Below are 26,585 nucleotides of genomic sequence, written 5' to 3'. Positions count from 1 at the left end.
ACAAATATTCATAAATTTACAGTTCTAATTCTATAACAAACTTGTCCTTGATATTAATAAGAAATTATGAGGATAATTATGTCAAACAACAAATACTACCCGATAGACGAAGTACAGAAACTGATTGATAACCAACATGCACCAAACAAAGATGGTAACTATGTGCTGTCACTAGGACAGCTTCATTATCTAATCGAGGCTATCCAAACAGATGTTTTTAATAAAAATATTTCTGAAAGCAAAATACATGGCTTGATGGAATTTATAGATGATGAAAAGGTATTAAGCCCAGATAATTGGACCAACATAGCTCAATACTGCTGTGAAAACTCAATACCATATAAAGAGGCAAAAGATAATGGATAAACTGAACCCTTGGGCTTTATCGACAATAATGGCACTATCACTCCCACAAAAAGATCCGGCACCACGACAAGCAAATGAGTCAACTCTGACAAACGCAGAACAAAAGAAGCGTGCTAAAAAAAGGAAAATGCAAAAGCAAGCAAGAAAAAGGAATAGGTGATGGGAAAGGTTACTTATTGTCCGTTTTGTTTGAGGGATATGATTCCGGCTATTGAGCCGCCCTTCGACACTAAAAGAGATAACCATGTTTTCGTAGGTTATATGCGACACCTTCGTGAGAGATTCCAAAAAACTCTCCCATTTCATGCAAAGTTTTATCAGGATTATCTGCAACATATTGCTTAAAATCAGCAGCGTTTATTTTGCTTGAAAATCCTCCACCATGCGGCAGAGGGCGGACATCTCCTGTTTCTTTATTCCTTGAAATCCAGCGGCGGACAGTGCTTTCACCAAGGCCAAAAACTTTAGCTGCCGAAACTTGACTGTAACCAGAGTTGACATATAAAACTACTTTTTGGCGCAAATCTAAACTATATGACATTACGCGATGCTCGAGTTTGAATATCTAAAGTCATTGTTGCTAAATGTTGCTATCTCCGAAATGTATCTGCAAAAGGCTTTGGGTCTGGTGGAGCATTTATCTTGTTAGTCCATGATTCGGTCGGAGCCATATAACTGGGAGTTGTGGCAGATTTTTGCTTTACATGTGCAATTTCTATCTTAGAATCTTGGCTGGCTTCAGATAATTTAGTAACACTTTGGCTTTTTTCTTCACTAATATCAGTATTTAGCTTTGCAAATTCTTGTACATCTACTAATTTTCTTCCAATTTCTGTAGTTAATCTAACTTTCAGCCCATAGTCCTTTTGTAGTTCGGCGATTCTTTTGACTAGTGGGCTGTGTGGGGAGTTAAATAAGGAATCTGGACTCATTACGTAATTGTCATATGTTGGATATTTTGTATAGAATGATTTTGCAGCATCGCCATACTTGCCGTCAAGGTATTTTGCCTTTGTTTTTTCATCCCACCAATTTTCAAGATTAACATTTAGTGAAATTGATTTTGCACCATCCAAGCCACCAGACAGAAGCAAGTTTCCTAAATTTCTGTTATCTGATGATATATCTATATTATTCCATGGGGCGGTTTTGGGTATATTATCTAAATCCAGCACCACATCTTTACCAGCTAGGTTAACGGCCGTACAACCATGCCAAGTCTTTAAATAATCAACTAGTGAGGTTTTGTAAAGCGCTTCTTCTGTTGTATTTGGAGCTCTTTCCTTGGCAAGGCTACATATTTCCATAAATGTGTGATATTCGGTATTTCGCACAAGCCGCGCTTCTAAAGCCTCGGACTTAATTTCCATTTTATAGCTACCATCCACCCCAATTTCTGTGGTTGCACCATATAAGCATGGAAACCCTACAGAATAAGCTGTGCGATCACCATGCGAAGGGGCAAAATTAGCGCTGCAAATAGTTAAATGAGGATATTTTTTTGATAATTGTTCAATAGTAGAAGGGTTAGCAGCTTGTAATTTTGGATCTTTTGGGTTTGCATAATCATCATTAATTATTAGAACGGACGCGGCCTTTAATTTATCAGGCATAAGCTCAAGAGAGGAAGTGCCGCCAATAAAAGAATCTTGAAAAGAATAAAGTTCGGTAGCAATAATTGACATATGGCCTTGCCTTTTTTGAAAGGCTCCGGTTGCAGTCCTATCCTGATTAGCCATCATGCGGCTAGAAGCAACATCAATCTCACTGGTCACGGCTGCAAGTGGCTCGCCTGCAACAACTTCCAGCTTGCTTTCCATAGTATAAGTGCCGCCATTATACAGCGCATCAAGCGCCAGCTTGAGAGCCTCCTTTGCCGGATGGGTAGGAGTTTTAGCTGTTGCATGAATCACATTAGCAATGCCGCTGCTATGGAAATAAGGCCCAAGCTCCTCTGAATCACTGGATACAATAAGAATTTTGTTATCCGTAATCCATTTGGTTTCTGGTCTGGGTGTAAAGTAATCAATTTTGCTTCCCTCAGCCTTCCTTCCCGCTATATATTCTTCTGGGTTTTCCCTATATTTATTAAACCAATATAATACGCCGGTAATGCCTTCACCGCCAGTATCAAAGCCAATCCTTATACTTGGGTCGTTAAAAAACTGGATAAGTTGGTCTGCTCTCTCCTTATCGCTATGGGTATGGGATAATGTAAAAGGAGCTTCTGGCGCAGCACTAATACTTCTATTTTCTAAACCTGGATGCTGATTTGGTTTGTTAAGGAGGTTAAAATCATAATGCTCTGCTACACTAGCAACATAACCTTGCGTCCAATCAGCTGCACCATTGGCCAAACTAAGAAAAACAGCGTTTTTCTTCGGCACTAAAGGTAATTGAGGTTCTTTTGCTTCTTTAGACACATGTACCCCATGAAAATCATGTAAAGTTTATTATACACATTAAATATTAAATAATCTTTACAATACTGTGTATACCTAATGGAATTTGAACAAATGAGGGAATGTGGTGTGCTCCAGCCTTATTTCATCACAAATAAGGAGGCAAAGTATGCCACTAGAGGATTTTATCATATGGGTTTACCTATGTGTAGCGGAAAATTTAGAAATTTGTTTAGCAGGCAAGCGGCTGCGAAGTTGCGGCCCACAGCCTAAATTATCTGATGCTGAGGCAATAACACTGGAAATCGTAGGAGAATATTTAGGTTATGATACTGATAAACAAATATGGAAATACTTTAAAATCCATTGGAATGACTGGTTTCCGAAGCTTGGTTCACGGTCACAATTTGGTAAACAAGCATCTGGTTTATGGGTTGTGAAACAAATGATTCAGGAACAATTAGCCCATAAGATTGGCGGATTTGCAGATAATTTGCACATGGTTGATGGTGTGCCGATGCCCATTTGCCATTATGCCCGCTCTAGGCGGAGCAAAAGCTTTAAAGGTGAGGCAGCATATAGCTATTGTGCCAGTAAGAAGGAAAAATACTATGGTTTTTCCGGTCATGTTATGATTAGCGGCCAGGGCTGCATAACTGGATTTACATTTACGGCGGCAAATGTTGACGAGCGGGATGCAATGCTTGAAATAACAAATAATATCAAAGGCCTACTGCTTGGAGATAAAGGATATATACGCCCCTCTTTGCAGGAATATCTGGCTGGGATCGGCATAAACCTGCAAACGCCCCTCAGAGCCAACATGCAGGATGAGCGCGATCCAAAATTTGTAAAAATGCTACTATCGACAAGGCGCCTGGTGGAAACCGTCATTGGACAGTTGACTGAGCGCTTTAATATAAGCAAAGTCTGGGCTAGGGATGCCTGGCACCAGACCAATAGAATCGCAAGAAAAATCCTCAGCCATACTGTGGCTATGGCATGCGCCAAAAATCTTGGTTTGCCTCCGTTACAGTTTGAGAATATTATTGCAGCTTAAACTCGAGCATCGCGTATGACATTATAAAAACCTACTTGGTTAAAACTATATAATACAATTTAAATCAATCATTTTAAGATTGAAATGCTATATACACGCAGCAAGCCGAGGAAGAAGCACAGAAAGAAGCCAGAGCCGCGCAAGAGAAGACCAAGGCGGAAGCACCAGAAACGGTATAGCAGACTCCCCAACTTCTGCCTATTTGTTGGGGAGTCTTGAAGAATTATTTCTTAAATTCAGCAATTGCTTCTTCCAATCGGCGGATGCGTATCTGGAAATATTCTTCATACTGCACCTGCCCAGACTCTTTAACATATACATCATAGGTATTATTAGTTGCTTGTAATGCCTCCTTTAGGAGAGCAGGTTCATGCTTACGTTTGCCAATAATCTCAAGAACACTACCCAGATTATTTTGCGTCCCCGCCCACTGAAGCGGCACTTTTTCTTGGGTACGTTCTTTTAAAGCTTCACGATAGGCCGTGACCGCCTCCTCTAACATCTTATTGTCGCTTTGACGCTCTCCAATGGTTCGCAGTGCACTACCCAGATTATTTTGCGTCATCGCCCAATCAAGCGGCACTTTTTCTTGGGTATATTCTTTTAAGGCTTCAAGATAGGCCGTGACCGCCTCCTCTAACATCTTATTGAACATCTTATTGTCGCTTTGACGCTTTCCAATGCTTTGCAGTGCATTACCCAGATTATTTTGCGTCCCCGCCCACTGAAGCGGCACTTCTTCTTGGGTACGTTCTTTTAAAGCTTCACGATAGGCCGTGACCGCCTCCTCTAACATCTTATTGTCGCTTTGACGCTCTCCAATGGTTTGCAGTGCACCACCCAGATTATTTTGCGTCCTCGCCCACTGAAGCGGCACTTCTTCTTGGGTACGTTCTTTTAAGGCTTCACGATAGGCCGTGACCGCCTCCTCTAACATCTTATTGTCGCTTTGACGCTTTCCAATGGTTTGCAGTGCATTACCCAGATTATTTTGCGTCTCCGCCCAATCATAGGGAAAGTCAGCCTGTGGGGCGAGTGCCAAAGCTTGCTTATAAACCGCTATAGCATCAACCAGTGCCTGATTATCAGCTTTATATTCTCCATGTTGTTGTAAAGCATTAGCTTGATCAATAAGATAGCTCCAACGCATATAATTATTGCTGGCAGGCACACGTTTTTGTGCTTGTGCAAAATAGTCTGCTGCTTCCAAATAACGCAGTTGTACAAGGCTGATATCGGCAATGCGGGAAAGATTTGCTGCTGATTGCAACTGGCGTTTTTCAATATCGGCAATGTCAATATCATCTGCCTGTTTTAGAATCTCCTTTGCTTCATCATATCTGCCTGCCTCAAAAGCTTCTTCCGCCTGTTTATATAAAGCCCTTACGGCAGTGGAAGTATCGGCAGGAAGATTTGCCAGCTGATTCTTTAATTCCAGATATTTAGCAGCAATTTCCTGTAATTTTACCCCATGCTGCTCTGGCGGTACATTCTGCTCTTGCAAAATTTTAAAGAAGCTCTTAACCGCATCAACAGACACATTATACTTCTGACTAATATCTTGGATTTCTTTATCTTTGTAGTTTATGACAATATCCTTGGTTTTGATGGCGTCTTCTTGTTGTTTTAATAATGTTTCAACGCCCTCTGATTTAAGACCATTATGACTGTTAATAGTACTGCCAATTATATCACCACCAACTGCAATACCACCTTTTTCCGCCTTAATTGTAGGCTTATCGTCAGCCACTAAAGGAGCCATGATAGTAGCTAAAGCAGAAATAATTGCTGCAATAAGCACAACCTTATTCCCTTTGGATAATCCTAAAAACCAATTTAGTATGTTAGTTATAAAACTCATTTTCCCCGTAAAATTATCTTAAAGTATTTCCCTCCCTTTCGTGGTGGGGGAGGAGGCTATAACTTGAAGTAAAGAAAATAGTCGAAAAAAAAACTATTAGCAAATAAATATGTGTAACTCCCCAACAAATGGGTAATAGTTGGGGAGTTTTTGACGCGGATTTATCTCGTGTAAAGCCGCATAAAACCTAGTGTTTTTGTGCATGGCGTTTCTGAAACCACGAAAAGACTGGATTCTAACAGCCCAAGTATTGAAGGAATAGCCCTTAAACTTAGGAAGAAATCAGGGGGACGTTGCCACCTTCTTTTTCACGAAGTTGATAAACGCCCCGTTTGCGTTCTTGGGCTGGAATCCTCCTATAAGCGAGAGCGTGAATTGTTCTTGTATGGCGTAGAAATCCCAGCCAGTCCGAGCCTCCGTAACAATACGCCTATAGCATTTCAATCTTGAAATGCTATAGAATTTTTTGTCAGGTTTGATTGAGCAAGTAAGGAAGTAGGCAATCAAATAACCGTCAAATAAGTAACCGTTTGTTATATGTAATTATTTAGCATGTCGGTGAAATGTATTTCGTTGACATATCAAAAAGAAACAACGATTAATTATTTAATCTGCACCCTATCACCCAAGAACGGATATTTAATTACATCAGCAGGGGTTGCCTCGCTCGTATTATAATCCCTCGGCAATAACCCGATATGTTCAAATGCCGCTGCTACAAGCTCACTGCAAAAGAGTTTTTCGTGATTTTCCACGTTAGCGAACAATATATCGAATAAGTCACACCCTGCCCCTATCGCTCCAAGTGTATCATATTCTATCTGCATTTTATGCAACATCATCAAGAATATTACAAGCTTGGCTTTCTCTCCTTCGGATAATGGATTGCGTACCCTTCGCCAATACACTTGACCGCTATAATCATTCATGCGGTCACTTAAATATTGAATCTGAACGCCCTTGAATAGCTTTCCTGTGTATATATCGGGCAAGTTGTTTAAAGATGTGCTTTCGATTATTAAAACTCTTTCCTTGCCGTCTAGCAATTGTTTTTTTAAGACCATTGCAACATGTGAAATATCACTGTCGGTTTTGGCTTTTATAATATTTGAAATATCACTTTTTCCGGAAAAAGATATAACGTCACCGGTTTTCATCCTGCTTCTTACGTTTTCATACATAATTTTTACCTTTGATTATTAATTTAAAATTACTAGGATATCCGATTACGTCTTTAATCTGCCTAATGGCATTTTTAGAGCTATATACTGCCTTTTCAGGATTGCCGTTTAGATGCATATAGCCACAACCTAGACCCACGGCAATACAACCTTTTACATCTAACGCCCAGTTGCCGTGATGAAATAGTATTTTACTCCGATTCTTCACATTCTGAACCTCCCAAACATCGGGATATTTATCGGATGAGTAAGGCTTAACAACATACTCACCTTCAGGTATGCAGCTTTCAAAAGGCTGATTATTTAAATCAGGCCTTTCTATCGTATTCCATACAGGATTATCCCTACCTTTCACGTACATAAGCCCCATTGTCGCATCTTTAAAATACGACCTTTCAATAATTAATGTTTCCACCAATCAACCGCCTAATATTATGTTTTTTAATTTTGAGAATGCTCCGGCAACAAAGCCTATAACGATTGAAACAATTGCAATATGGCTCATAGTCGAACGCATATCTGATATTCGCTTATGAATTGCATTGTGTTCGGATTTATCACTTTTTTCATGGTTATCACGCCATTTATTTATTTCATCAAGTTTTGACAGCACAAGCTTCATATCACCTTTTACTTCCGTCATTAATATATGAAGTTGTGCATTTGTAGGTTCATCGCTCATTACTAACCCACAAATAATTTAAGCCTTTGGTCAAAATTCGGGTATATTGACTTTAGCTCGTCCCAAGTATGATATGTAGAATTCGGATCCTGCAATTTTTTATTTAGCAAAATAGATTCCAAAACTTCGGCAGAATCTTTAAATTTTTCTATAGTCACATCTAAAGCCTCATAAATAGCACTTCCGCTATATGGAACTATAGAATCTAATTGATGGTTAATCGTCAGAATTCTACCTGTAAAATCAAAATCTTCAGGGCTATTATAAGTTCCTGATACGCTGACAAGAAAATCAACACTCATTTCATCAATATGAGAAAGCAACCTCATCGCCGCCATAGCACCGTTAGAAGCACTTATAATACCCCCGTTTTTGTATGACAATCCGTACTGTTTTAAAAATTCTTCAAGCAAATCACTCAAGAATCTGTTATCAACCTTCTCCTCGTCTTTAAGCCGCCAACCTCTGTGAACTAAATTGCCGTTTGCGTCCGCAAGGATTTTATCTCCTTGTGCAAAACAAATATAATGCTCCGGAAATAAAGTTTGTAAGGCTGTTGTAGCCTTCATTTGGTCAGGACTTCCATAGCCTCCGTGTAGGGATAAAATCCACTTACCGTTAGGATTGACAGGCTCTACAATCACATTCTCACGGTTAACACCATTGGCATCTTGCAATGTTAATATTGACATAATTATCTCCTATAAAAATGAATTTCTAATACGGCTTAATTTACTTACAATCCGTTATTTGCACTGGAATATCTTAGCCAAATGGAACCTTGTTTGATTAACTTAATAGAGTCTAACAAATTATCTAATGAGAAGTCCGCACCTAACCAAATATTGCCGGTGCCATTTTTTACAACAACAGTCCTTGCACTTGATAAAGCTCGCAAACAAACTGTGTCACCCTCGGTTCCGCCGGTTATAGTGTCAAGATCGTCAGAGGCGGCTGCACTCTCCGTATCGACTATAATATTTGAGCTGCTTATTGATATAGCTCCCGAAGAAATAGTCTTATTTATTGCTGCACCGATATTTAAAAATCCGCTAACAGCAACATTGCCACCTGTTATAGATACGTTATCAGAATCTTGGGTAGCAAGGGTTCCCAGACCTGAAACTTGACTTTCTGCAATAGATAAAGCAGCCTGATGCTGAGTAACACTTGATTCGGATATCCTCTCATCTGCAAATGTTCCGCTTGCGACATCTGATGCCGCTAAAATTACGGCTCCGGTCTTGCCGGCAACCGACAACACAGCGTCTGTATAATCAAGTTTTAGCCAGTTAGCTGCATATGTTGAAGTTGAGGCATTATCGGTAATAGCAACTATACGGTCATTTGCCGTAAATTCTACGCTATCGACCGTTCCATCCGTTGATACTATATAGCTATCACCTGCCTGAGCAGTTCCGCCTCCGGGAAAGCTTCCTGCCGAAGCGTCCCACGATCCTTTCAAAACCACCGAAGCATCAAGCTCATTAACTCTTGATTCTATAGCATCTAAATCAACCGCCTGTGTTACGGTGATATAATCTAATTTAGTGCCGTCTGCGGCAACGTCACGACCGTCTACCGTACCACCTACGGTTATATTACCGCCGATATCTATTGCATCACTATAAACGTTTGCAAATCTAAACGAGGCACTTCCAATATTGTAGGCACTATCCGTATCAGGTACAACATTTGAATCAACAGCATCACTCCAAGAATCGCCGCCACCGGCACCCAAATCAACATTAGTGCCACCTATTCTTCCAAATAATTGATTAGTCGAGCTATTATACCAAATATCCGCATTAGCTAATGTTGCCGGGTTTCCGGCATAAGAACCTGCATTCATTCCTGCGTTATCAGAGTCAGGACTGAAGGTTTGCTTTTTACCCGCTTGATAAGAACCTACAGCATTATAATCAACCAGAGTCGTTGAGTTATTGAATCCACCGACAACAACATTTATCGTATCGCTATCTTCCTCAACAACAATACCACCATTTACTACAATTGTAATATTAGACATTTACTACCCTAATCAATAAACTCAATAGTCCCTTCCAAAAACTTCCAATCAAGCGAACCATCATCGCTGTCAGAAAGAACCGTGGTGTAAAAAGCCGCATCATGGGTTATATTAACCGTGTCACTTTTCGGGATATCGAAAGAAACATTGCTTGTTCCTTGTGTTATAGTGCCTGCAAGGGTAAATAAAGATTCACCTCCCCTTTTATCGGTAACAAACATTTCAGCGGTATTATAAATTGATAAATCCCTTTTTACACCATTGGCGTAATCATCATAAATCGTAAAGTTTTTATTAGTTAAACTTCCTTTTTTAAGCGAAAAGCTATGTTCACCGATATGCTTCGTTGTCATAATTGATACTGTTTTAATATCTATAAAAATTAATTTTCTAATACCGGATGCGACAATTTTTTTATCTCTTCAAAATCGCTAAGATTATTCAATTCAATCTGACATTCTTGAGGAACATCAAGCAATATCTGCCTCTTTTTCATAAGCTCTTTAATTTTGGCTTTGTTTTTATCACGCTCGGCTACGATCAAATCCTTGTCTAATTCTTCTAACTTACGGTTTCTGATTAATCGAATTTTTTCCAGTTTTATAGCTCTCGCTTTACTTATATCAACCAAAACAACGTTATTTTCTTTATTATAAAAAAGTGAATCAAAATAATATGCATAGTCTTTTGGTAAATCGCACCGATTTATGATTGCAAAGTTGAATTTGTTTTTTAATTCTTCTATCGAATTTCTATTTAAAAATGCAAGTGCCGTTTCTTCAGTGTAATATTCTTTCTTTTGATTTTCCGGATTTATCAAATAGTTTACAGTAATATTACCTTTGTCGACTTGTTCTTGTATTGAACTTATTTTGCTATAGTTCGGCTTCTGAACTTTTATTATTTTATTTAAATTATCGTAAACTATTACCTCTGTAAAAATGCCGTTAATTTTTTTTCTAACCAGTTCTTGAGTAGGCTCTACCTTTTCATCAACAATTTCATAAGTTATAAGTTCGTTTATATCTGATACGCCCAACATAATCCTGTCTAGTAATATCCTTATGTCCTCGATACTCTTTACGGCAACTTCAAAAATGCTTTTGCCGTATCTTTCTTGACTTTTTGAAGGAAATATTATGGAACTAACGGAAAAATCGTTTTTATAAGTTATTATAGTTTGATTTGTTAACTTATTCATAGTCTTAATTATCTCCCGCAAACATCATGTGAACTTCTGTATTACCGGTATTTTCAGTGCCATCATCCTGATGCACAGTAACGTAATATTGAGTTGTCGTTTGACTGTTGTTAGTCCCAATGCTCAGCATATTACCTTGTCCTCCGGCTTGCTGAGAAGGTATCCCTGAACCAACGTAATTAGCGTTGGAAAACGCACTATCAAAAGTAACACGCAACTCTGTGCCAGTCACTATCGCGACAGAACTTACTCCGAAATCGTCAACTATCGTTTCAGACGAATTCCATTTAACCCACGCCTTAACAGTCTGAACATCAGATGCTAACTTCGCTTGCGTTATAGCACCATTATTTATATTTGCCGTATTTACAGCATTACTTCCAAGTTCCGATGAACCCACAGCACCGGCAGCAATGGCATTAGCTGTAACGCTGTCGGTGTCTAACGCCGCAGCTTGAATTTTAGGAGCACCGCTCGCACCTTCAGTAATAGCAATAGGATTGTCACGCAGTTTATTCATCAAGCTAGTTGTAACAGGGCTATCAACATCAATATCCGTGTTGTTTATAGTAGTATAAGTTGTCATATTATTTTCCAACCCTCGGTGCTATCAGACATCAATCCTGAATCATTTGTAATATAACACCCCTTATCAAGTTCCGCCTGAGTCGCACTGCCATAATCATTTGCCGAGTTGTCCATAACAAACCCGAATCGCCCGATATAGCCGAACTTAATGCACTTATATGTTACTTTATGACCGCTCTCGACCTCATGCCGAGATATAACAAAAAATAAAGTTGAAAGCTCATCACCCTGCGGGTCAACCAGCGACCTGTGGCTTATTCTTAACACCCCGCCTACATCGATAGAACGGTCTTTCGCATCTACCGAAAACTGCACATATACAGGGTTATCCTTGTATGACAAAACAATTTTACTTGCGGTAGATAATGCCAGTGCAGCATCGTCTTCGGTAAGCCACCTGCTATATACCGATCGGATACTTGGACCGTCATATTGATTTTCAGATTCTTTATCCAAAGCAACAGATAATTGAGCTTTCTTATAATTAGACTCGTCTTTTAAATCTTTCGTAGGGTCGTTAACATCATAAAAGAACCATAACTGCGACACCCTTTGAGCCGGCTCTCTGGTAATACTAAAACTGTTAGCTATAATATGATTTTCTTCGGTGATATCTGTTATTGATTCATCTTGAACAGGTCGTACCGCTTGAAATTTAACCTCCTGATTTACCTCGTCCCACCATAAAACACTTCCTGTTTGCTCCAAAAGCTCACCTATCAAAGTGGTTACACCGGTAGGCTTGGTTATAAGTGCCGATAAAATTGCATCAGACAACCAAGAATCAGCTTCCGCCGCCCAATCTGTAGTCGGCAAATAGCTAGATGACACGTTACCGTAAGTATTTAGCAGCGTTTCAAGGATCGAATCTATCCGTTCATCGACAAATTCAACACAAACCTGAACTAAATCCCCTTCGCTATGGTCATCTGCTTCGGTATTATTAACGGCTCTTGTTAATGTCAAATTATCCCCGGAACGTGTAAAACTCATTACCTCGTCACCTATTCTTAATTTGCCTGAAGCCGGATATTCCTCATCACCGATTCCGCTTGGTGAAAGGGTGGCAGATGTAGCAACGTCCGTTATATCTGCATTTAATGACCCGGTGTTAGATGTCGGGATTTGTGCTTTCTTATCATCGGCTAATTTTAAAATATCCTTTGCAACGATAGTCACCCTGTCGTTACTATCAACACCTGTAATCTTATCGATGATATAATGCCGGGTTCTCATGCTTGCAACACTTTGTCCTACATACCCCTCACGAACCCTTAAAGATCGGTTTTGAAAATAAGGATTCCTTTTTAACCACTTCCTCCAAAATGTGCTTTTTTCCGAAGGGTTAAACCCCCTATCGCTTTTATACTGATCAACCCTCGAATCATTATAAGGGATATCCTTCATGCGTATAGTAACACTTGCTCTTTTGCCTAAAGGGCTTAGATTAGGATTTCCGTTTGCTAAATTTATTTCGGTAGGATTACTACTGACACTCTCAACTATAGATATATATTGCTCACTTTCCGAAGGACCGGGGAAGCTTGCCGACTTAGTACAAAATCTCAAAGTTAAAGCCGTGCCTTTTTCATAATTCGCACTATCCTGACAAGTCGCAAACGTATTGTAGCACTTAAAATCACCCGTAACGCCGACAGAAGCCGTACAAGGGGAAGTCCCATATGTTCTGCTGCAAAAATCCTGATCTATTTCTACAATAGTTATAGGCTCTCTACCTAAAGTATTTTCATCAACCATTATAATAACTTCGCATTCGCATTAATTGAAAATTGCATCAAATCACGCTGCCCCATGTTTGAAGCCGAAAGGTCTCCGTCAGTCCAACAATAACAAACCTCATCAGGATAACTTGTGGGTCTCCAAGCAAAAAAGAAAGGGTTGTCAACCGCATCTTCGATAAACGGCAATATATTTGTCCTCACCCAAGCTGCCGTTAAATTCGGAAAGTCTGCCCTTAAAAAAGCACCCTCCCTTACTACCGACCGCCCCAGATACTGACCTGTCTCACTAATATTCGGTCTTATTACATGCTGCTTTGCAAATATTATCGGTGTATGACCGCCATAAAGCTGCCTTTCCATAACAAGCTGAACGCCCATAAATATACTTGCAACAGATGGTACGCTTCCGCCTGTGAATTCAATTTTAAAAATCTGTCTGTTTTGGCTTTCAAATAAGAAAAGTATAACCGAATCATCTGTCGGTGTTATCGTATCTATAGTTTGCCATGAAGCCCCGTCCCAATATTGTATATTAATAGTATTTCCTTGAGTTCCACAGTTATGCCCTGCAATGCCTATATAGTCTATTGTGGTGGCACTGCCCATATCAAACTCAAGGTAAGAATCCTGACTTGTCGGCTTCCAAAATGTGGAAGTTAAACCGTCCTGAACATTCTCTTTATCAAAATCGGTAGCCTCACTGCTTGCAGTTATAGCAGCTGCAGCAGAAAGATTGTTATAACAGACCCTCGGATAGTCAGGATTGACAAGACTTCCGTCAATAACTACGCTCACGATAACCTCACACTTCCCAAACTAGCACCGTCACCGATTCTTTCATTAATTCCCTTAATAATATTATCGATTTGCCGACCGCTATACAATTCATCTTCGGTTATTCCGCTTATTACCAAATCTAATATGCTCGATGCATTGCCCGAACCCGTCCCCCCGGAGCCTGAACCGGCTCCAGTAGTTGGCGTTACAGGTGCTGCAGGTGTTGAACCTGATATTGATGGAGCCGATCCTCCCCCGCCACCTGAAAAGGATGTATTTTTAATAGACCGAATATGCTGAAAAGCAACCGCCGCATGTGCCGCTGCCATACCTACATTAACTGGAAATGGGTATGAGTTCCATGTCGTATTAATACCGTCATATGCTTTTATAGTTGCATTTGCTATTGCTGCAACTTTATTTGCTTCAAAAAAAGCTCTGTTATGCTGTGCAACACCTGCTGTTATATTCTCAAGCTCCCCAAACACGGTTTTAGCCTGATCCTTGTATGACATTTCTTGGAATTTTTCTAATCGGCTTAAACCTTGCTTGCGAATTTCTTCAGCCTTATCTTGGTGCCGTATCATCTCATTTTCAAATAATGAATTATATTCCTGTTCTGAAATTAATTCATTTTCTTTGAATATTTGAAGTTTCTCCATTCTAGCGGCATAATTCTCATCTTCTAATTCAGATTTAGTCATTAAAGATTGCTGGAACATCTCCAAATCCCGTTGGAGTAATTCTCTTTTTCTTTCAGCCTCTTCTACCGCTTTAGCCGCCTCTTCTTCAGGCTTACCAACAGGAACCGGTGCGTTAGGATCAATCCCTCCCATACCGCTGCCCGCCATCATCGTTTGTAAATCTATCCCCTCTTTAACCAGCATATTATTTGTTTGCTGTTCCGAATTTAAAGATTTGAGCATATTCCAAACGGCACCCGTTTGAGGCATTGTCGATAATATTCTATCTCCCCATTCCTGAATCAACGGTATATTTTCACGGGTGTTGTCGGCAAGCTCTTTCATAGCATCGGCTGAGTTAATCAGCAAGTTAGTAAGACCCGCATCTCCGATGGCTTTTATTAATTTGTCAAAAGAATCATTCATATTGGACAAGGCGACATTTAATGTATCTGCCTGTCTTTCCATTGCACCTGCAAACTGATTATCGCCGATACTTTGCAGATAACTTGATATTTCATCTGCGTTTTTTCTTATCGTAGTACTAACACCTTGAAAGGTGAATGTAACATTATCTCCTTCTTGTTTTGCTTTTATACCGAATTCTTTTAGCCGTTCAAACTCTCCGGTAGAGGCATCTGCAACCGCCTCAATCATTTGATTAAGGCCCTTACCCATTGCACTAGCCGTATTTCCGTACGAATTTAAAGCCTTTTCGCTCGGGTCAAGACCGAGTGCTTTCATTTTGATGAATGAGTCGACAACTTCCGCTAATTGAAAAGGTGTTGTAGATGCAAAATCCTGTAATTTTTCAAATTCTTTAGCAGCCTTTTCAGAGCTGCCGGTCACTGTAATTAGTGAGGCTTCTAATTTTTCAAATTTCGTAATAACATCGGTCATGCCTTTTAAGGCAAATGCCGCACTATATGCCCCTGCAATCAATGCAAAACTAGCCTTAGCCTTATTACTAAAACCTGTTATTTGGTTATTAGCTTCGGCAAAACCTTCCTTAAGCTGTCGGTTATTAACCTCAAATTTTACTAATAACGAATCAATTGTTGTAGCCATTATTTCTTTCTCACAAAAGGACGTGCTTCAGGAAGATCCATAAGTGCTCGAAGCTCTTTGATATTCATTTTGTTTTCTTTTTTGCGGGTAGCGTGGGTGTAAATAAGCCAAAATTCTTTTGGGTGCATTTTCCAAAATTCGCTTGGCTGAATATTAAAGTTCAAAATTGCAACAGCATAAAAATACGCATGAAAAGGTTCCTCTTCATAGCTGTCGTTAGTTACTTTTTTTCCGCTTGCCCTTCTACCTCCTTTTCATATTCTTCAGGCTCTTTTCCGGTTAAAAGAGGAACAATTAAATTACGAAGGTTTATCATATGCTTGATTAGTCCGTCATTCGTTATCTTTTCAAATAATTGAGGCTTTGAATATGGTGTCGATTGAAGATGATAATATGCATTAACAATATCTGAAACTGTTACAGTTTCTTTGACGCATCTAGTACCATAACCTACAAATGTACCCATTTCTGACTCAGCTTTCTTGATATTTTCAAATGTCGGGTTTAACTCTATTTCTTCACCTGCAAGAGTAATTTTCATAATATTTAATATTTAATCCTTATATTAATCCTTAAGATTTAGTTACGGCTCCGGAGCTCTCAATTGTTAAGCTAAAACCTAACGGGTCATCGGTTCCACCGCTCTCTTCAAAGCCCGTTATAATACCTGCAAAGTCAAGTGTTCCGCCGGCGTTTGAGCCGGGTACAACTATCTGAAAGTTTCGTTTAGTCCCTGCTTGAAAGTCAGTGAACAAACTATCATACGCAGCCTCATCTTTTGTCACGCCTGATATAGAAAAACTAGATGCCATACCGAACTTGCCCTCAAGCAACTCCCTAACCCCTGCATCATCATTATTGGTTACATCAACCGTTCCATTCGAATGTGATGCTGAAACACTCTGAACTCCACCAAATGTTGTGAATGTTTCAGAAGGATTTCCTCCGTCACCGACTTTAAACAACATTCCTCTTCCGGCAATTCCACCCATGATAATTTCTCCTAAATTAATTAATTAGATTGAGTTAAACAACGAAAACGCAACACACCGTGATATGTCAGACCGTCGGGGTCTAAATAAATTTCTTCAAAATCAAACTGAATCAAAATAATATGTTGATTAGAAATACTTATATTTTGATTTTGTAATATTCGATATATTTCCGCATGAATCTGTTTTATTTCTTTGCGACCACGCTTTCTCGACCAGCTATTGATAGTAAGTATATGCTCCATTCCGTCAGTATCTTTCGTATCAAAAGCATTAATTGACGACTCCCCGATTGTTACATATGGAAATGCGGTTTCCTGCTCGACATGATCATATACACCTGTAATAAGACCCGTTAATGTTGCATCACCTGTTAAGGCATCATAAAGAGCCTTTTGCATGTCCCAAGAAGCATAACCGGTCATTTTTTACTATATTTTTTGATGTTTCTTTTTACGTCCCTTGTAAGCTCCAATCGGAACTTTCTTTTTTCTTTATAAAACGCCGGCAGCAAAAACGGTCTGGCTTTAATTCCCCTTGAGCCGAACTCAAGGTTCTTAGCAGCTCCATACCCGCCCCGAATCGTTGCAACCCTTCTTTCCATGCCTTTTTTAGAAACAAAATAGGCAATATGTTTAGTCATATCACCTTCATCCTCGGCAGGTGACTGACCGGGAGCTGATGCTCTATGCGGCGTTTTTCTGTCTTTTACGGGTATCATCTGCCCTTTAACTTTGACAAATCTATCCGCTTTTTCTCCTTTTCTTAAAGCTCTCCAATCATAAAGCTTGCCTGATTTTGCACGGTTTTGAACGTTATGAACTGCATTATTGCGAACCTGTAAAGCCGCCTGCTCTAAAATTTCGTTTACTATCCTATCATGCGTTGCCGAAATCCTCATTATTCTTTGCTTCAAACGGCTAATACCGACTATTGACGGTTTCAAATTGCTACTCCCTGTTCCGCAATTATCTCATTATATCTTTTTCTTTCGTCAGGATTCGTAATTGAACGGATATTCAAGTTTTTCCCTTGCCAAACAATCCGCATTTTTTCACTTAAATCGCTTCTATATCTTATTTTTATTTTATACAAAACTTCGGCTTGCAACTGGTCTGCTTGGGCTTCTTCGTCGATTTTAACGGGACTAACTTTCCCCCAAACCGTTACATGGTTAATCCATGTGGCTGTAAAACCACCGCCTCCGTCTGCAACATCAGATTCTGTCTGAAACTTTACTCTTTCCCTCATATTTGCAATCATGAAAAGAACCTCAAATCCCTATAAGGCTCTAACAAATATTTCGTTGTCATCGGAACTTCATTAAGCGGTCGTCCTATATCTACGGACTCCCTATGTTCGTACAAATGCCCTATCATTTGCAGCATCGCTTGAATAATTTCTTTCGGGATATCGCTACTTCCTCCGTAGCCGATTATAGCCCGAATAGTTACTGCATTCATCTGGCATCTGGTTGACGGAAAAACTTTGCCATAAGCAGGGGCAATTCTTGCCGGCTGACTAATTGTATCGACAATATAATTTGAAGAACCCCATGTTTGTAATTCTCCGTTAGGATCAATATAGGTTATAGAACTAACCGACTGCAAAGGAGGCATTGATACTTCTATTACATCAATAGGAAATTCATCTATCTTAAAATCAACGGTTTTGGTCATTAAAGCCCGTCTGGTAAACCTTTCTGCAAATTCCCTTGCGGAACCTATCAAAGACAAAATATAATCATCTTCGTCGGAGTGATCCACACGGAGATGATCTTTAGCCTTTGAAATAGAAATAGGCTCGGATTCCGGAGGCGTAACAACCGTATAAATCATTTTTAACCTTTAGTTAGCTCTTTAAGTATTTTCATCGCTTCGGATTTTTTTATTGCCTGCTCGGTAACCTGTTTATTTTGACTGTCAAAAACGTGGTAATAACCGCCGCCTATATGTTTTATTTCAAAGGCACCACTTGCTTTATTATTTATTTTTGATGTATTTTCAGGAGCATTTATCGTTGCAGTTTCAATATTTTTAACGCTTTTTGCTAAGTTATTAGCCGATGTGCTTGCCAAATTTTCACCTGTATTACTTATAAGTTCTGCATATTTACAGGCAATCAGCTCATTGGCTTGGTTTTCGGTAACGCCGCAAGCCGGAATATCTAAAACAGATCCCGGGTTAAAAGTTCCTTGGGGACCGGACATCATCGTTCTTAATTTGATTTTCATTATAATTACCCTTCAATAAATGTTATTGTGCCGGTTTTTGTGTCACCACCATTTGCTATTACGCACTTAATACGCTCATCAACAACATATATTTCGTGCAAAACCGCCTCTCCTCCGGATGCATACAAAGCGGCGACTCCGGCGGTATCATGCACCGGTTGTTTCGGTGATATTGTTTTAGACGCATTTACATTACTTTCCGTCCATATATTTTGTCCGGTTGTTTCTGATGTAATTGTAAAATCAACACCGTCCGCAAAATCTGTTTTATCGTAAATAGCATTTATGATTTTGCCGTTGAGTGGTTTTTCTGTGTAAGCAACAGCATCTCCGCTTGAGTTTGTAACAATTTCAACAATATGTTTTTTAGCGTAAGTCATAATTAACCCTTTCTAAGCACCGTAATCACCGGTGACCATTTGAGAACCGACAATAGTTTCTCCCGTATTTGGAAGTGATACTACCGGATAGAATCCGGTTTTAGCAGTATCGGTTATTTCCAATATAAAAACACCGGTTGCCAAGGTCTGCACTCGTAAAGCCTTTTTAGCCGTAAGTGTACCCAAAACAGTACCGCTTGCAGCTTTAGCCGTAACAGTACCGCTTGCAGTAGTTGCCGTCAGTCCTGCACCTGTGGCAGCATCAGACAGATATACATCTAAGCTGTGCGGGGATTCTATTGTAGTGCCCGCTGCATTTTTAACCGTGATTGTTACCTCGGACACATTTGCAGCAGCTGCTGCATATGAAAATGTAACATTTGTTGCCTTGCCGGCAGCTTCCGCCAACTCCGAGCTTACATCGGTGCCGTTTATTTTCAAAGCCCCGCCAGTTTCAATGTTAATCTCACCACCGGCGGCTACAACCTGTTTATTGCCGCCCTGTTCCATATATACTTTTGTATTAGACATAATACTTCTCGTTTTTTATATTATCAAAAAAAACGAAGGACAAATTAATGCCCTTCGATTAAATAAGGCACCATTAAAGATTATGCTTCTGCAGGACTAACAACTTGCGTTGATGCTGCTACCGTAGATCCTTGAGTAATAGGCTTCTTCTTTGCACCATACTTAACGGCTATAGTATTACCATAGGCAATATTTGCCGTAGCACTTGTCAGATTTGCTCTCAAATAACGCTCTTTTGGTCTATAAACATCAACAATAAGTAACTGACCGTTAATGTCATCATTGGCCGCCGATGTAACTGTCGCTATCGCTCCTGATAATGCCGCCATTCCGGAAGCCGAGTTAGCACTATTTTGCTCAATATTCATAGTTGCAACACCGGTATCGGCACTATCGGTAATAGGCGTTATAAAAGTTACTCCCTCAAAGCCCTCCATATCAATGATATCGCTGTCAGAATTAATACTACTTCCGGCTGCTATAGGTGCTAGAACTTCTTGAAATTCCACATTTTTTAATAAGTTCATGGATAAATCTCCGTAATAAAATTTAAAAAATAATCAAACTATAGTGTTTCTAATTTTTAATAATAATGTCATCCCTGTGAATTTTCGTAGAAAATTATAGGGGGATCTGTTTTAATTGACAGAAGATCCCCGAACAAGTCGGGGATGACAATTATCAATAAATTTTGGAAATACTATAGAATTACGCTAGTTTGACACGAGCAAATGCTTCGGCAAGTACAGGCATACCGTCCGTTTCTTTGCGTCCTATGAACCCAACTTGATTTGTCTCGGCATAAAGCTCATTCAAACGCTGCATTTCCATATCCAAAGCATCGGCTATCCAGTAATATTCAAAATTACCGATAATTCCTACATATTGACCGGTAGTGAATGTGTTAGGTGCATATTCCGACGTTACAAATGGAATCCCGTTTATTGTGCCGTTTTTAAGATCCAACAAATAACGACCCTCGCCATCTTTTAATTGACGAATTTGTTTAATTCCGTCTCTATGAAAAATCCACGTGGATTTAGCCCTATGTTGGTCTTTTAAAGACATTTCCGCATTAATTAAACCGTCCGCCGACACTGATGTCGTAGTATTTTGACTACTTACATCACGTGACGTTGGAATTCCGTTGTTTGAAGCAACAAATATACCCAGCGGTTGCTGGCTTCCGTTACCTGTCAGAAAAGCCTTTTCTTCAGTTACGCCAAATTTATAAGCCAGACGTTCCATCACTATACTTTCAACATTCATCATGCTTTTTCTAAGGAGCGATTTAGAAACTTTTATCCTTTTAGCAACCGGATGCGGTTTTAGCTCTCTTTTGCCAAAGCTCATTGAACCGTCTTCACTTCCAGTAGCTATCTCCGATGTCCAGTCTGCGTCATCAGGGTCATTATCTAGCGAAGCCGCACCAAGACTATCTGCATTTGGAACCGAAAAAACATTTGCAATCCTTCTTATCGACACAACATCATCAACAGCTTTTATAAGCTGCATTACAAATTGTTCAGGAGCTACAAGATAACCACCTTGTGTATCAGAGTCAGCTTGTAACGCTCTAATTTCTTGGCTCTCTTGACCCGATGCAACCCACGATCTAAATGATTCGATGATTTTTTTATTCCGAGCCTCTGCATTATTAGAATCTTCCGAAGAATTGTTATTAGAACTTGAAGCCTGTTGTGCCATTTCACGCTGCAAAGCCTCACGTTTTTCTTCACGTTGTATGTCAGATTTTATATTTTCACTGTCTGCAAATAACTTATCAAATTTATTAGACTCTTCTTGATCAAATTCTCTTTTTTCTTTGTCAGCAGTCTTTGTCATCTCATCTAATTTATTTAGAATGGATTGACGTTTTTCACGTAGTTGATTTATACGGGACATTATTTTCTCCTAAAATTATTATTTATTTTACTTGTTGTCCTAAAAACATCATCTGATGAGCAGATACGGACATTCGTTAACGAATTCGGATTTAATCCGATGGCCCGTTGGCAAACGTTAACATACCTACTGTGTTTAGAGATTGGCTAAAGCAAGTTTTCTTTTGTAACTTTTCAAAGAAGGTGTAAATGGTTTGTTGTCTTTTTTCCAGACATCTAACGACCTTAAAGCTACGTCAGTTTGGGTATATGCAGGATATGTAACAGGCGATACGTCAAATATCTCCACTTCTAATAAAGTCCTGATATCCTTTCCCGCTTCGGTTTCCCATTTATCTTTTATAGTTCTGAATCCAAAGGACATTTGAGTAACATCGCCTCTTTCCATTGATACCATTAGGTCTCGGGCAAATTGTGTGTCAGGTGGTAAAATTTCAATAGCAAGACCTGTTTTATCTTCACTCAAAGTTAAAGTTCCCGCCTTATTACGCCCCAAAATAAAATTAGCATCATGATTCCATAAGGCTCTAACATCTGCATTTTTTAATGACTTACTAAACGCACCGGGTTCGATTTTTTCTTGGAAACCACCCAAATCTTCAGAAAGTTGATTAAATATGGCAGCATGACCTACTATTTTTTTAGTTAAATCTTCACCTTCTCCTTCAGCTCTAAGTTCGATATTACTGACATTAAAAGCTCTTCTTTCAACACCTTTCATTTTTCTACCTATTAATTATTATTAAGCAGCAACTATTTGACAGTCACATCCCTCATGTAGCTGAGGGTGACCGATGCTTCTTTTTATTTTTAATGGAGCCGACCCATCTATATTAATCTCATCGCCTTTTTGAACGAAGTTTGATTCTATAGATACAACTTTACCGTCTAAGGAACTGCACAAAGGACAATTATCGCCTATTGTTTTCCACTTCAATTGCCTTATACCGTTTTTCTTGTATGTTTCTTTTTGAATAGCAGAAGAACCTTGCACAACTTCCCGCAATGCAATTTTTGATGGTCTTTTTTCTCTCCACTCGTCAAAGCGGCCATTTAATGACTGCACTAAGTTATCAGGGTTAGAGTTTATTATGCTGCCGATTTGTTCTTGCGAAGATAATATATATCTTTTAGCCATATTACTGGAATATTTGTTAATAAACCTCGTTATTTCAGGCGATATGGTTTTTGAAGCCAAGCCTATTTCATCAGCAGCAATAGCGTATATACTTGCTGCAAATGTCGTTAGTGACGGCAACATATTCTTTTCAATATCAACATCGAAATTCTTGTAAAATTCATTAAGCCGGCTTTTAAATTCAATATCAGAACCTTTTGTTAGGTATTTATTAACAGCTCGTTGCAACGCTTTTATTTCAAAACGAACAATACGGCTTGCAGAATCGTTGAATATAGGCTTAAAAGCAGCCTTTGTTCTGCTAATCTCTTCAACGGATCTTTTTTCACGAAATATAGCTTTTCTATTTTCAAAACTCCTTTCATCTTTTGATGGCGGAGTATCATCACTATCATAAAAATTCCCGACTTTATCAGCCGGTATCATATTAAGCGGCACTAAATATATATCGCCGCTTTCTCCGATAGGATTCATGTTTTCTTTTCTGCGAATGTCATTTGCAGACAGCCAGCCTTTCTCACGTCCGATTGCATAGGCTTCGTAACGACTTTTTATATCACCACGAAGAAGACCGTCAAGCAAATGTTCGATAAAATATTTTTGTCTATCGTTTTCTGACAACAAATCTCTTGCATAAGCCTGCTCCCACGAAACGGCTATCGGTCGCAGAGCATCTACAACATATTCAATTGCTTGACTCTCAATATTTTTAAAAGTTGAACGCTCTAAATCTCCGATTTTATGCGGTGGAACTCTAAACATTCCGCAAATTTCGCTTCTGCTAAATTTCTTACTGTCAAGAAACTGTGCGTCATCAGGACTTATCCCGACTTCTTTATAGTCCATTCCTTCTTCTAAAACCGCAGGTCTATTCGCATTTTCAGAACCTTTATGGCGTTTTTCCCACGATTTTATTAATCTGGTTGCGGCTTCTTCAGAAAGCTTTGCAGGATGCTTTAACAAAAATCCGGGAACAGCCCCGTTTGCGAATATTTTGGAGCCATATTGATTTGTCGCAAGCGAGAATCCCAGAGCCTCACTCGCCTGCTCAATTCTTGACTGACCTTTGATACCGTCATTACTAATATCGGCAAAATGATGCATTTCATGCTGCAAAAGAATTCTGCTTTTGCCGTTAATAGGTGTATATTTATACGCAATATGTCCGTCCGGAGCTTTAAAAGGAAAAACTCTATCGGGATGAAGAGGTATTAGTTCACTTAACTTGCCGCTGTTTAAATATATTTTTTCTGCATAACAATTGCCACGAAGAAGATAATGTCCAAGCATCATTCTTCTAAAATCTGAACTGGTTTGCCATCTATTGGGCTTGTTATGTAAAAGGTCATATATAGGGTGATTAACAGCCCTTTCTTTACCTTCATTTACCAATCTTTCATATAATATCAGCGGTATCGTTGCTATATCCTCTGCGATAACTCTCACGCAGTTACTAACAGCCGTTAAAGTCATAGCAGAATCAGCCGTAACGCTAATTCCTGCCGATGAATTCGGCATTCCGGCAAATAACCATTTAACCAAAGCAGGATCTCTTGGGTGTCCTAAACTTTTGCTATTTGAGCGTTTAGACTTAGAAAACCAAAACCTCATAGTACTATTAAACCTCTTTGCTCATAAACGGACTCTTCGGCATCATCCGTTTGAACAATAGCACGTCCGATCGCCATAACGCCTGCCATAATACCGTCAATTTTTTCCGCAGATTTACCTTTATCAGGCTTTAAATTACCTGCCGGATCTTCTTTTACGGCAACATTGCTTGCCATCCACTTCAAAACAGGGTTGCCGCCATGATTTAAGCGTCTGGCTGTTATTATTTTACCAAATTCTTTTGTCGGAGCAGACAAACTGCCGAAACCTTGTCCGAACGGAACCATAGTAAGTCCGTCACCCTCTAATTGAGTTGTTATTTGCGTAGCATTCCACCGGTCGTATGCTATTTCTTTTATATTAAAAAAGTTTGATGCCTCATTTATATCCAAGCGTATCTGATCATAGTCAACAACATTTCCTTCGGTTGCAGTTATATATCCCTCATCTGCCCAAATATCGTATGGTACTCTATCTCTTTTTGCCCTTTTATGTATATTTTCTTCCGGAACCCAAAATGTACATAATAATGCACATAGTTCCGGAAAAAACAAAACAAACGCCGCCACATCTTCTCTACTTGCCAAGTCAAGCCCGCCGTAACAATCAAGACCTCTAAGCTCCGAAGGATTTAAAACTGCCGGACACTCGTTCCAGATGTCCATATCAATCCAGCGACTTGCTTGCTCCGTCCAAACATTTAAGTGTAACCTTTTAAATGAATTCTGCTCGCCGAGGATCTCTTGAGCCCTTTTGCACTTATTTAAAAGGTCTTCCGGATTAACTGAAATGCCATAATTCGGGTTAGCCTTCTTAAAAGAATCTACGCTTGTCCAATCGTCGTCTTTATCGATAGATGTAATAAATGCAAACCACGAATCGTCTGTTATTATTCCTTCTAAAACTTTCTCACTATATTCATGATGTTCCCAACAAACACTCAGCTTGTTAAAGCCGGACGTTGTTATTTCATAAATTAGAGGTTGTTCCCTCGCACCAGTTGATGTTTGCATTACGTCGACGACACCACGTGTCTTATGTGCGTGAACTTCGTCAATTATAGCACCGTGGGTGTTAAGTCCATCCATTGTATCTTCGTCAGATCCCAACGGTTCAAATTTATTAGCTGTTCCTGCAATATTAAGGTTTGAATTTAGAATATTTATCTTTTTTCTAAGCGATGGCGACGATTGAACCATCCTCTTAGATTCTAAAAATACAATTTTAGCTTGGTCTTTTTTAGTAGCAACGGCATATATTTCTGCTCCACCTTCACCGTCAGCGATAAATAAATATAGTCCAACACCCGCTAATTTCGTACTTTTTCCGTTTTTTCTCGGTATCTCTTCGTAAACGGTTCTAAATCTTCGAAGTCCGTCTGTGCGAAGCCAACCAAATATACATCCGATAACGAATTTCTGCCAATCTTCTAACTGGAACGGTGTTCCTGCCCACTTACCTTTTGAGTGGTTAAGAAATCGAAAAAAATCAATAGCATGATCAGCGGCATTTTCATCAAAATAGATGCCTCGTTTTTTTCCTAATTTTAAGTCATCTAAATGACGCTGACATGCCAAAATATGAAGTTTGCATGCAGGTCTTTTACCGTTAACTATTTCCTTTGCATAACGAGTAACAACATGATCAGGTTTTTTTCTTGCCACGGTTTAAAAATACGTCCAGCGGGTCATTGTCACCTGATGAAGTTGAGCTGACTTTACTTCGTGAGCTTGGTGTCATTCCAAACTCTGATAAAAACGACCTCATTAATTTCATTGATTCATCTGCTATTGCGATTGAAGGATTTTTCCTTCTCATCTCCACCCCCTCACGATTGATGTAAGTAAAGGTTATTCCGGTTTTGTCGATATCCTCTTCAGCTTTTTTCCAACGACTGTAAACAGTGCAATACGCTTCAAGAGCAGTCATATCAACAGGGGTCAACAGACCCATGTTAAATAATTCTTTCGCAACCCTTTTCCATTCCTTACGACCTTCTTCATCAAGCCAAGCCGGGGGTGGAGGAACTTTTTTGACAGGCTCTGGTTTTGGTTCGTTAGGATTAGATCTATCTTTGCGAAAAGTCCCTTGAACTACCTTAAGATTCGTCGGTTTTTTTTTCCTACCTGCCATAATTTTTTATTACCACATTTTAC

Annotated in this window: 32 protein-coding genes; 3 read left to right on the top strand and 29 right to left on the bottom strand. The window is 39.4% G+C overall.

Features of this window, described 5'->3' with window-relative positions; translation table 11 throughout:
- Window positions 1-78: 78 nt before the first annotated feature.
- Both O2942_00335 and O2942_00330 read left to right on the top strand, forming a co-directional pair.
- Window positions 79-366: a hypothetical protein gene (locus O2942_00335; protein MDA0780694.1), complete on the top strand. Its 288-nt coding sequence runs from the start codon at window positions 79-81 to the stop codon at window positions 364-366.
- Window positions 359-526 carry a hypothetical protein gene (locus tag O2942_00330; GenBank protein MDA0780693.1) on the top strand — a complete coding sequence of 56 codons (168 nt, stop codon included), beginning with the start codon at window positions 359-361 and terminating at the stop codon, window positions 524-526. Before O2942_00335 ends, O2942_00330 begins: the two co-directional genes overlap by 8 nt.
- A 69-nt stretch (window positions 527-595) precedes the next feature.
- On the opposite strand, the gene O2942_00325 is transcribed toward O2942_00330, so the two are convergent.
- Both O2942_00325 and O2942_00320 read right to left on the bottom strand, forming a co-directional pair.
- A complete protein-coding gene (locus O2942_00325; GenBank protein MDA0780692.1) occupies window positions 596-907 on the bottom strand; it encodes an IS630 transposase-related protein in 312 nt (103 codons plus the stop codon).
- A gap of 49 nt (window positions 908-956) precedes the next feature.
- Window positions 957-2,789 carry a hypothetical protein gene (locus O2942_00320; protein ID MDA0780691.1) on the bottom strand — a complete coding sequence of 611 codons (1,833 nt, stop codon included), beginning with the start codon at window positions 2,787-2,789 and terminating at the stop codon, window positions 957-959.
- A 148-nt stretch (window positions 2,790-2,937) separates the two neighbouring features.
- Here O2942_00320 and O2942_00315 point away from each other — a divergent pair, with 148 nt between their 5' ends.
- Entirely contained in the window at window positions 2,938-3,828 is an 891-nt protein-coding gene (locus O2942_00315) for an IS982 family transposase (protein MDA0780690.1), read from the top strand.
- A 223-nt stretch (window positions 3,829-4,051) separates the two neighbouring features.
- On the opposite strand, the gene O2942_00310 is transcribed toward O2942_00315, so the two are convergent.
- The 27 genes from O2942_00310 to O2942_00180 form a co-directional block, all read right to left on the bottom strand.
- Window positions 4,052-5,368 carry a tetratricopeptide repeat protein gene (locus O2942_00310; protein MDA0780689.1) on the bottom strand — a complete coding sequence of 439 codons (1,317 nt, stop codon included), beginning with the start codon at window positions 5,366-5,368 and terminating at the stop codon, window positions 4,052-4,054.
- Window positions 5,369-6,291: 923 nt separating this feature from the next.
- Entirely contained in the window at window positions 6,292-6,870 is a 579-nt protein-coding gene (locus tag O2942_00305; protein MDA0780688.1) for a hypothetical protein, read from the bottom strand.
- Window positions 6,863-7,285 (bottom strand): DUF5675 family protein, encoded by a 423-nt coding sequence (locus O2942_00300; protein ID MDA0780687.1) that lies wholly within the window; start codon window positions 7,283-7,285, stop codon window positions 6,863-6,865. Before O2942_00300 ends, O2942_00305 begins: the two co-directional genes overlap by 8 nt.
- A 3-nt stretch (window positions 7,286-7,288) precedes the next feature.
- Window positions 7,289-7,552, bottom strand: a complete 264-nt coding sequence (locus O2942_00295) for a hypothetical protein (protein ID MDA0780686.1) — start codon at window positions 7,550-7,552, stop codon at window positions 7,289-7,291.
- Between the two features lie 2 nt (window positions 7,553-7,554).
- Entirely contained in the window at window positions 7,555-8,244 is a 690-nt protein-coding gene (locus tag O2942_00290; protein ID MDA0780685.1) for a hypothetical protein, read from the bottom strand.
- 44 nt (window positions 8,245-8,288) lie between these two features.
- Window positions 8,289-9,581: a hypothetical protein gene (locus O2942_00285; GenBank protein MDA0780684.1), complete on the bottom strand. Its 1,293-nt coding sequence runs from the start codon at window positions 9,579-9,581 to the stop codon at window positions 8,289-8,291.
- Window positions 9,582-9,589: 8 nt separating this feature from the next.
- Window positions 9,590-9,934, bottom strand: coding sequence for a hypothetical protein (locus tag O2942_00280; protein ID MDA0780683.1), 345 nt, complete (start codon window positions 9,932-9,934; stop codon window positions 9,590-9,592).
- 29 nt (window positions 9,935-9,963) lie between these two features.
- The gene (locus O2942_00275; protein MDA0780682.1) at window positions 9,964-10,782 is read right to left on the bottom strand and encodes a hypothetical protein; all 819 of its coding nucleotides are present in this window, start codon (window positions 10,780-10,782) and stop codon (window positions 9,964-9,966) included.
- A gap of 4 nt (window positions 10,783-10,786) precedes the next feature.
- Window positions 10,787-11,368 carry a hypothetical protein gene (locus O2942_00270; protein MDA0780681.1) on the bottom strand — a complete coding sequence of 194 codons (582 nt, stop codon included), beginning with the start codon at window positions 11,366-11,368 and terminating at the stop codon, window positions 10,787-10,789.
- Window positions 11,365-13,128, bottom strand: coding sequence for a hypothetical protein (locus O2942_00265; GenBank protein MDA0780680.1), 1,764 nt, complete (start codon window positions 13,126-13,128; stop codon window positions 11,365-11,367). Before O2942_00265 ends, O2942_00270 begins: the two co-directional genes overlap by 4 nt.
- Window positions 13,128-13,907: a discoidin domain-containing protein gene (locus tag O2942_00260; GenBank protein MDA0780679.1), complete on the bottom strand. Its 780-nt coding sequence runs from the start codon at window positions 13,905-13,907 to the stop codon at window positions 13,128-13,130. The genes O2942_00265 and O2942_00260 overlap by 1 nt, the downstream gene beginning before the upstream one ends.
- Window positions 13,904-15,640, bottom strand: a complete 1,737-nt coding sequence (locus O2942_00255) for a tape measure protein (protein MDA0780678.1) — start codon at window positions 15,638-15,640, stop codon at window positions 13,904-13,906. Before O2942_00255 ends, O2942_00260 begins: the two co-directional genes overlap by 4 nt.
- Window positions 15,641-15,860: 220 nt before the next feature.
- Window positions 15,861-16,181, bottom strand: a complete 321-nt coding sequence (locus O2942_00250) for a hypothetical protein (protein ID MDA0780677.1) — start codon at window positions 16,179-16,181, stop codon at window positions 15,861-15,863.
- Between the two features lie 31 nt (window positions 16,182-16,212).
- Window positions 16,213-16,632, bottom strand: a complete 420-nt coding sequence (locus tag O2942_00245) for a phage tail tube protein (protein ID MDA0780676.1) — start codon at window positions 16,630-16,632, stop codon at window positions 16,213-16,215.
- A 20-nt stretch (window positions 16,633-16,652) separates the two neighbouring features.
- A complete protein-coding gene (locus tag O2942_00240; protein MDA0780675.1) occupies window positions 16,653-17,057 on the bottom strand; it encodes a DUF3168 domain-containing protein in 405 nt (134 codons plus the stop codon).
- Window positions 17,054-17,578, bottom strand: coding sequence for a hypothetical protein (locus O2942_00235; protein ID MDA0780674.1), 525 nt, complete (start codon window positions 17,576-17,578; stop codon window positions 17,054-17,056). Before O2942_00235 ends, O2942_00240 begins: the two co-directional genes overlap by 4 nt.
- Entirely contained in the window at window positions 17,575-17,895 is a 321-nt protein-coding gene (locus O2942_00230) for a phage head closure protein (protein ID MDA0780673.1), read from the bottom strand. Before O2942_00230 ends, O2942_00235 begins: the two co-directional genes overlap by 4 nt.
- A complete protein-coding gene (locus O2942_00225; protein ID MDA0780672.1) occupies window positions 17,892-18,470 on the bottom strand; it encodes a head-tail connector protein in 579 nt (192 codons plus the stop codon). The genes O2942_00230 and O2942_00225 overlap by 4 nt, the downstream gene beginning before the upstream one ends.
- Window positions 18,471-18,472: 2 nt before the next feature.
- Complete coding sequence (locus tag O2942_00220) at window positions 18,473-18,865, bottom strand: hypothetical protein (protein ID MDA0780671.1); 393 nt, start codon at window positions 18,863-18,865, stop codon at window positions 18,473-18,475.
- A gap of 5 nt (window positions 18,866-18,870) precedes the next feature.
- Window positions 18,871-19,245: a hypothetical protein gene (locus tag O2942_00215; protein MDA0780670.1), complete on the bottom strand. Its 375-nt coding sequence runs from the start codon at window positions 19,243-19,245 to the stop codon at window positions 18,871-18,873.
- A 12-nt stretch (window positions 19,246-19,257) separates the two neighbouring features.
- Window positions 19,258-19,776 carry a hypothetical protein gene (locus tag O2942_00210; GenBank protein MDA0780669.1) on the bottom strand — a complete coding sequence of 173 codons (519 nt, stop codon included), beginning with the start codon at window positions 19,774-19,776 and terminating at the stop codon, window positions 19,258-19,260.
- Between the two features lie 80 nt (window positions 19,777-19,856).
- Window positions 19,857-20,303, bottom strand: a complete 447-nt coding sequence (locus O2942_00205; protein ID MDA0780668.1) for a hypothetical protein — start codon at window positions 20,301-20,303, stop codon at window positions 19,857-19,859.
- Window positions 20,304-20,484: 181 nt separating this feature from the next.
- On the bottom strand, window positions 20,485-21,681 hold the full coding sequence (locus tag O2942_00200; GenBank protein ID MDA0780667.1) for a phage major capsid protein: 1,197 nt from the start codon (window positions 21,679-21,681) through the stop codon (window positions 20,485-20,487).
- Between the two features lie 135 nt (window positions 21,682-21,816).
- Window positions 21,817-22,401: an HK97 family phage prohead protease gene (locus O2942_00195; GenBank protein ID MDA0780666.1), complete on the bottom strand. Its 585-nt coding sequence runs from the start codon at window positions 22,399-22,401 to the stop codon at window positions 21,817-21,819.
- 21 nt (window positions 22,402-22,422) lie between these two features.
- Window positions 22,423-24,429 carry a phage portal protein gene (locus tag O2942_00190; GenBank protein MDA0780665.1) on the bottom strand — a complete coding sequence of 669 codons (2,007 nt, stop codon included), beginning with the start codon at window positions 24,427-24,429 and terminating at the stop codon, window positions 22,423-22,425.
- On the bottom strand, window positions 24,426-26,093 hold the full coding sequence (locus tag O2942_00185) for a terminase large subunit (GenBank protein ID MDA0780664.1): 1,668 nt from the start codon (window positions 26,091-26,093) through the stop codon (window positions 24,426-24,428). Before O2942_00185 ends, O2942_00190 begins: the two co-directional genes overlap by 4 nt.
- Window positions 26,074-26,562 carry a phage terminase small subunit P27 family gene (locus tag O2942_00180; GenBank protein ID MDA0780663.1) on the bottom strand — a complete coding sequence of 163 codons (489 nt, stop codon included), beginning with the start codon at window positions 26,560-26,562 and terminating at the stop codon, window positions 26,074-26,076. The genes O2942_00185 and O2942_00180 overlap by 20 nt, the downstream gene beginning before the upstream one ends.
- Window positions 26,563-26,585 lie beyond the last annotated feature (23 nt).

Source organism: Pseudomonadota bacterium (genome assembly GCA_027620075.1).
Lineage (GTDB): Bacteria > Pseudomonadota > Alphaproteobacteria > Rickettsiales > UBA6187 > 1-14-0-20-39-49.
Note: the sequence above shows the minus strand (reverse complement) of the source record. Positions and strands in the feature narration are given on the sequence as shown.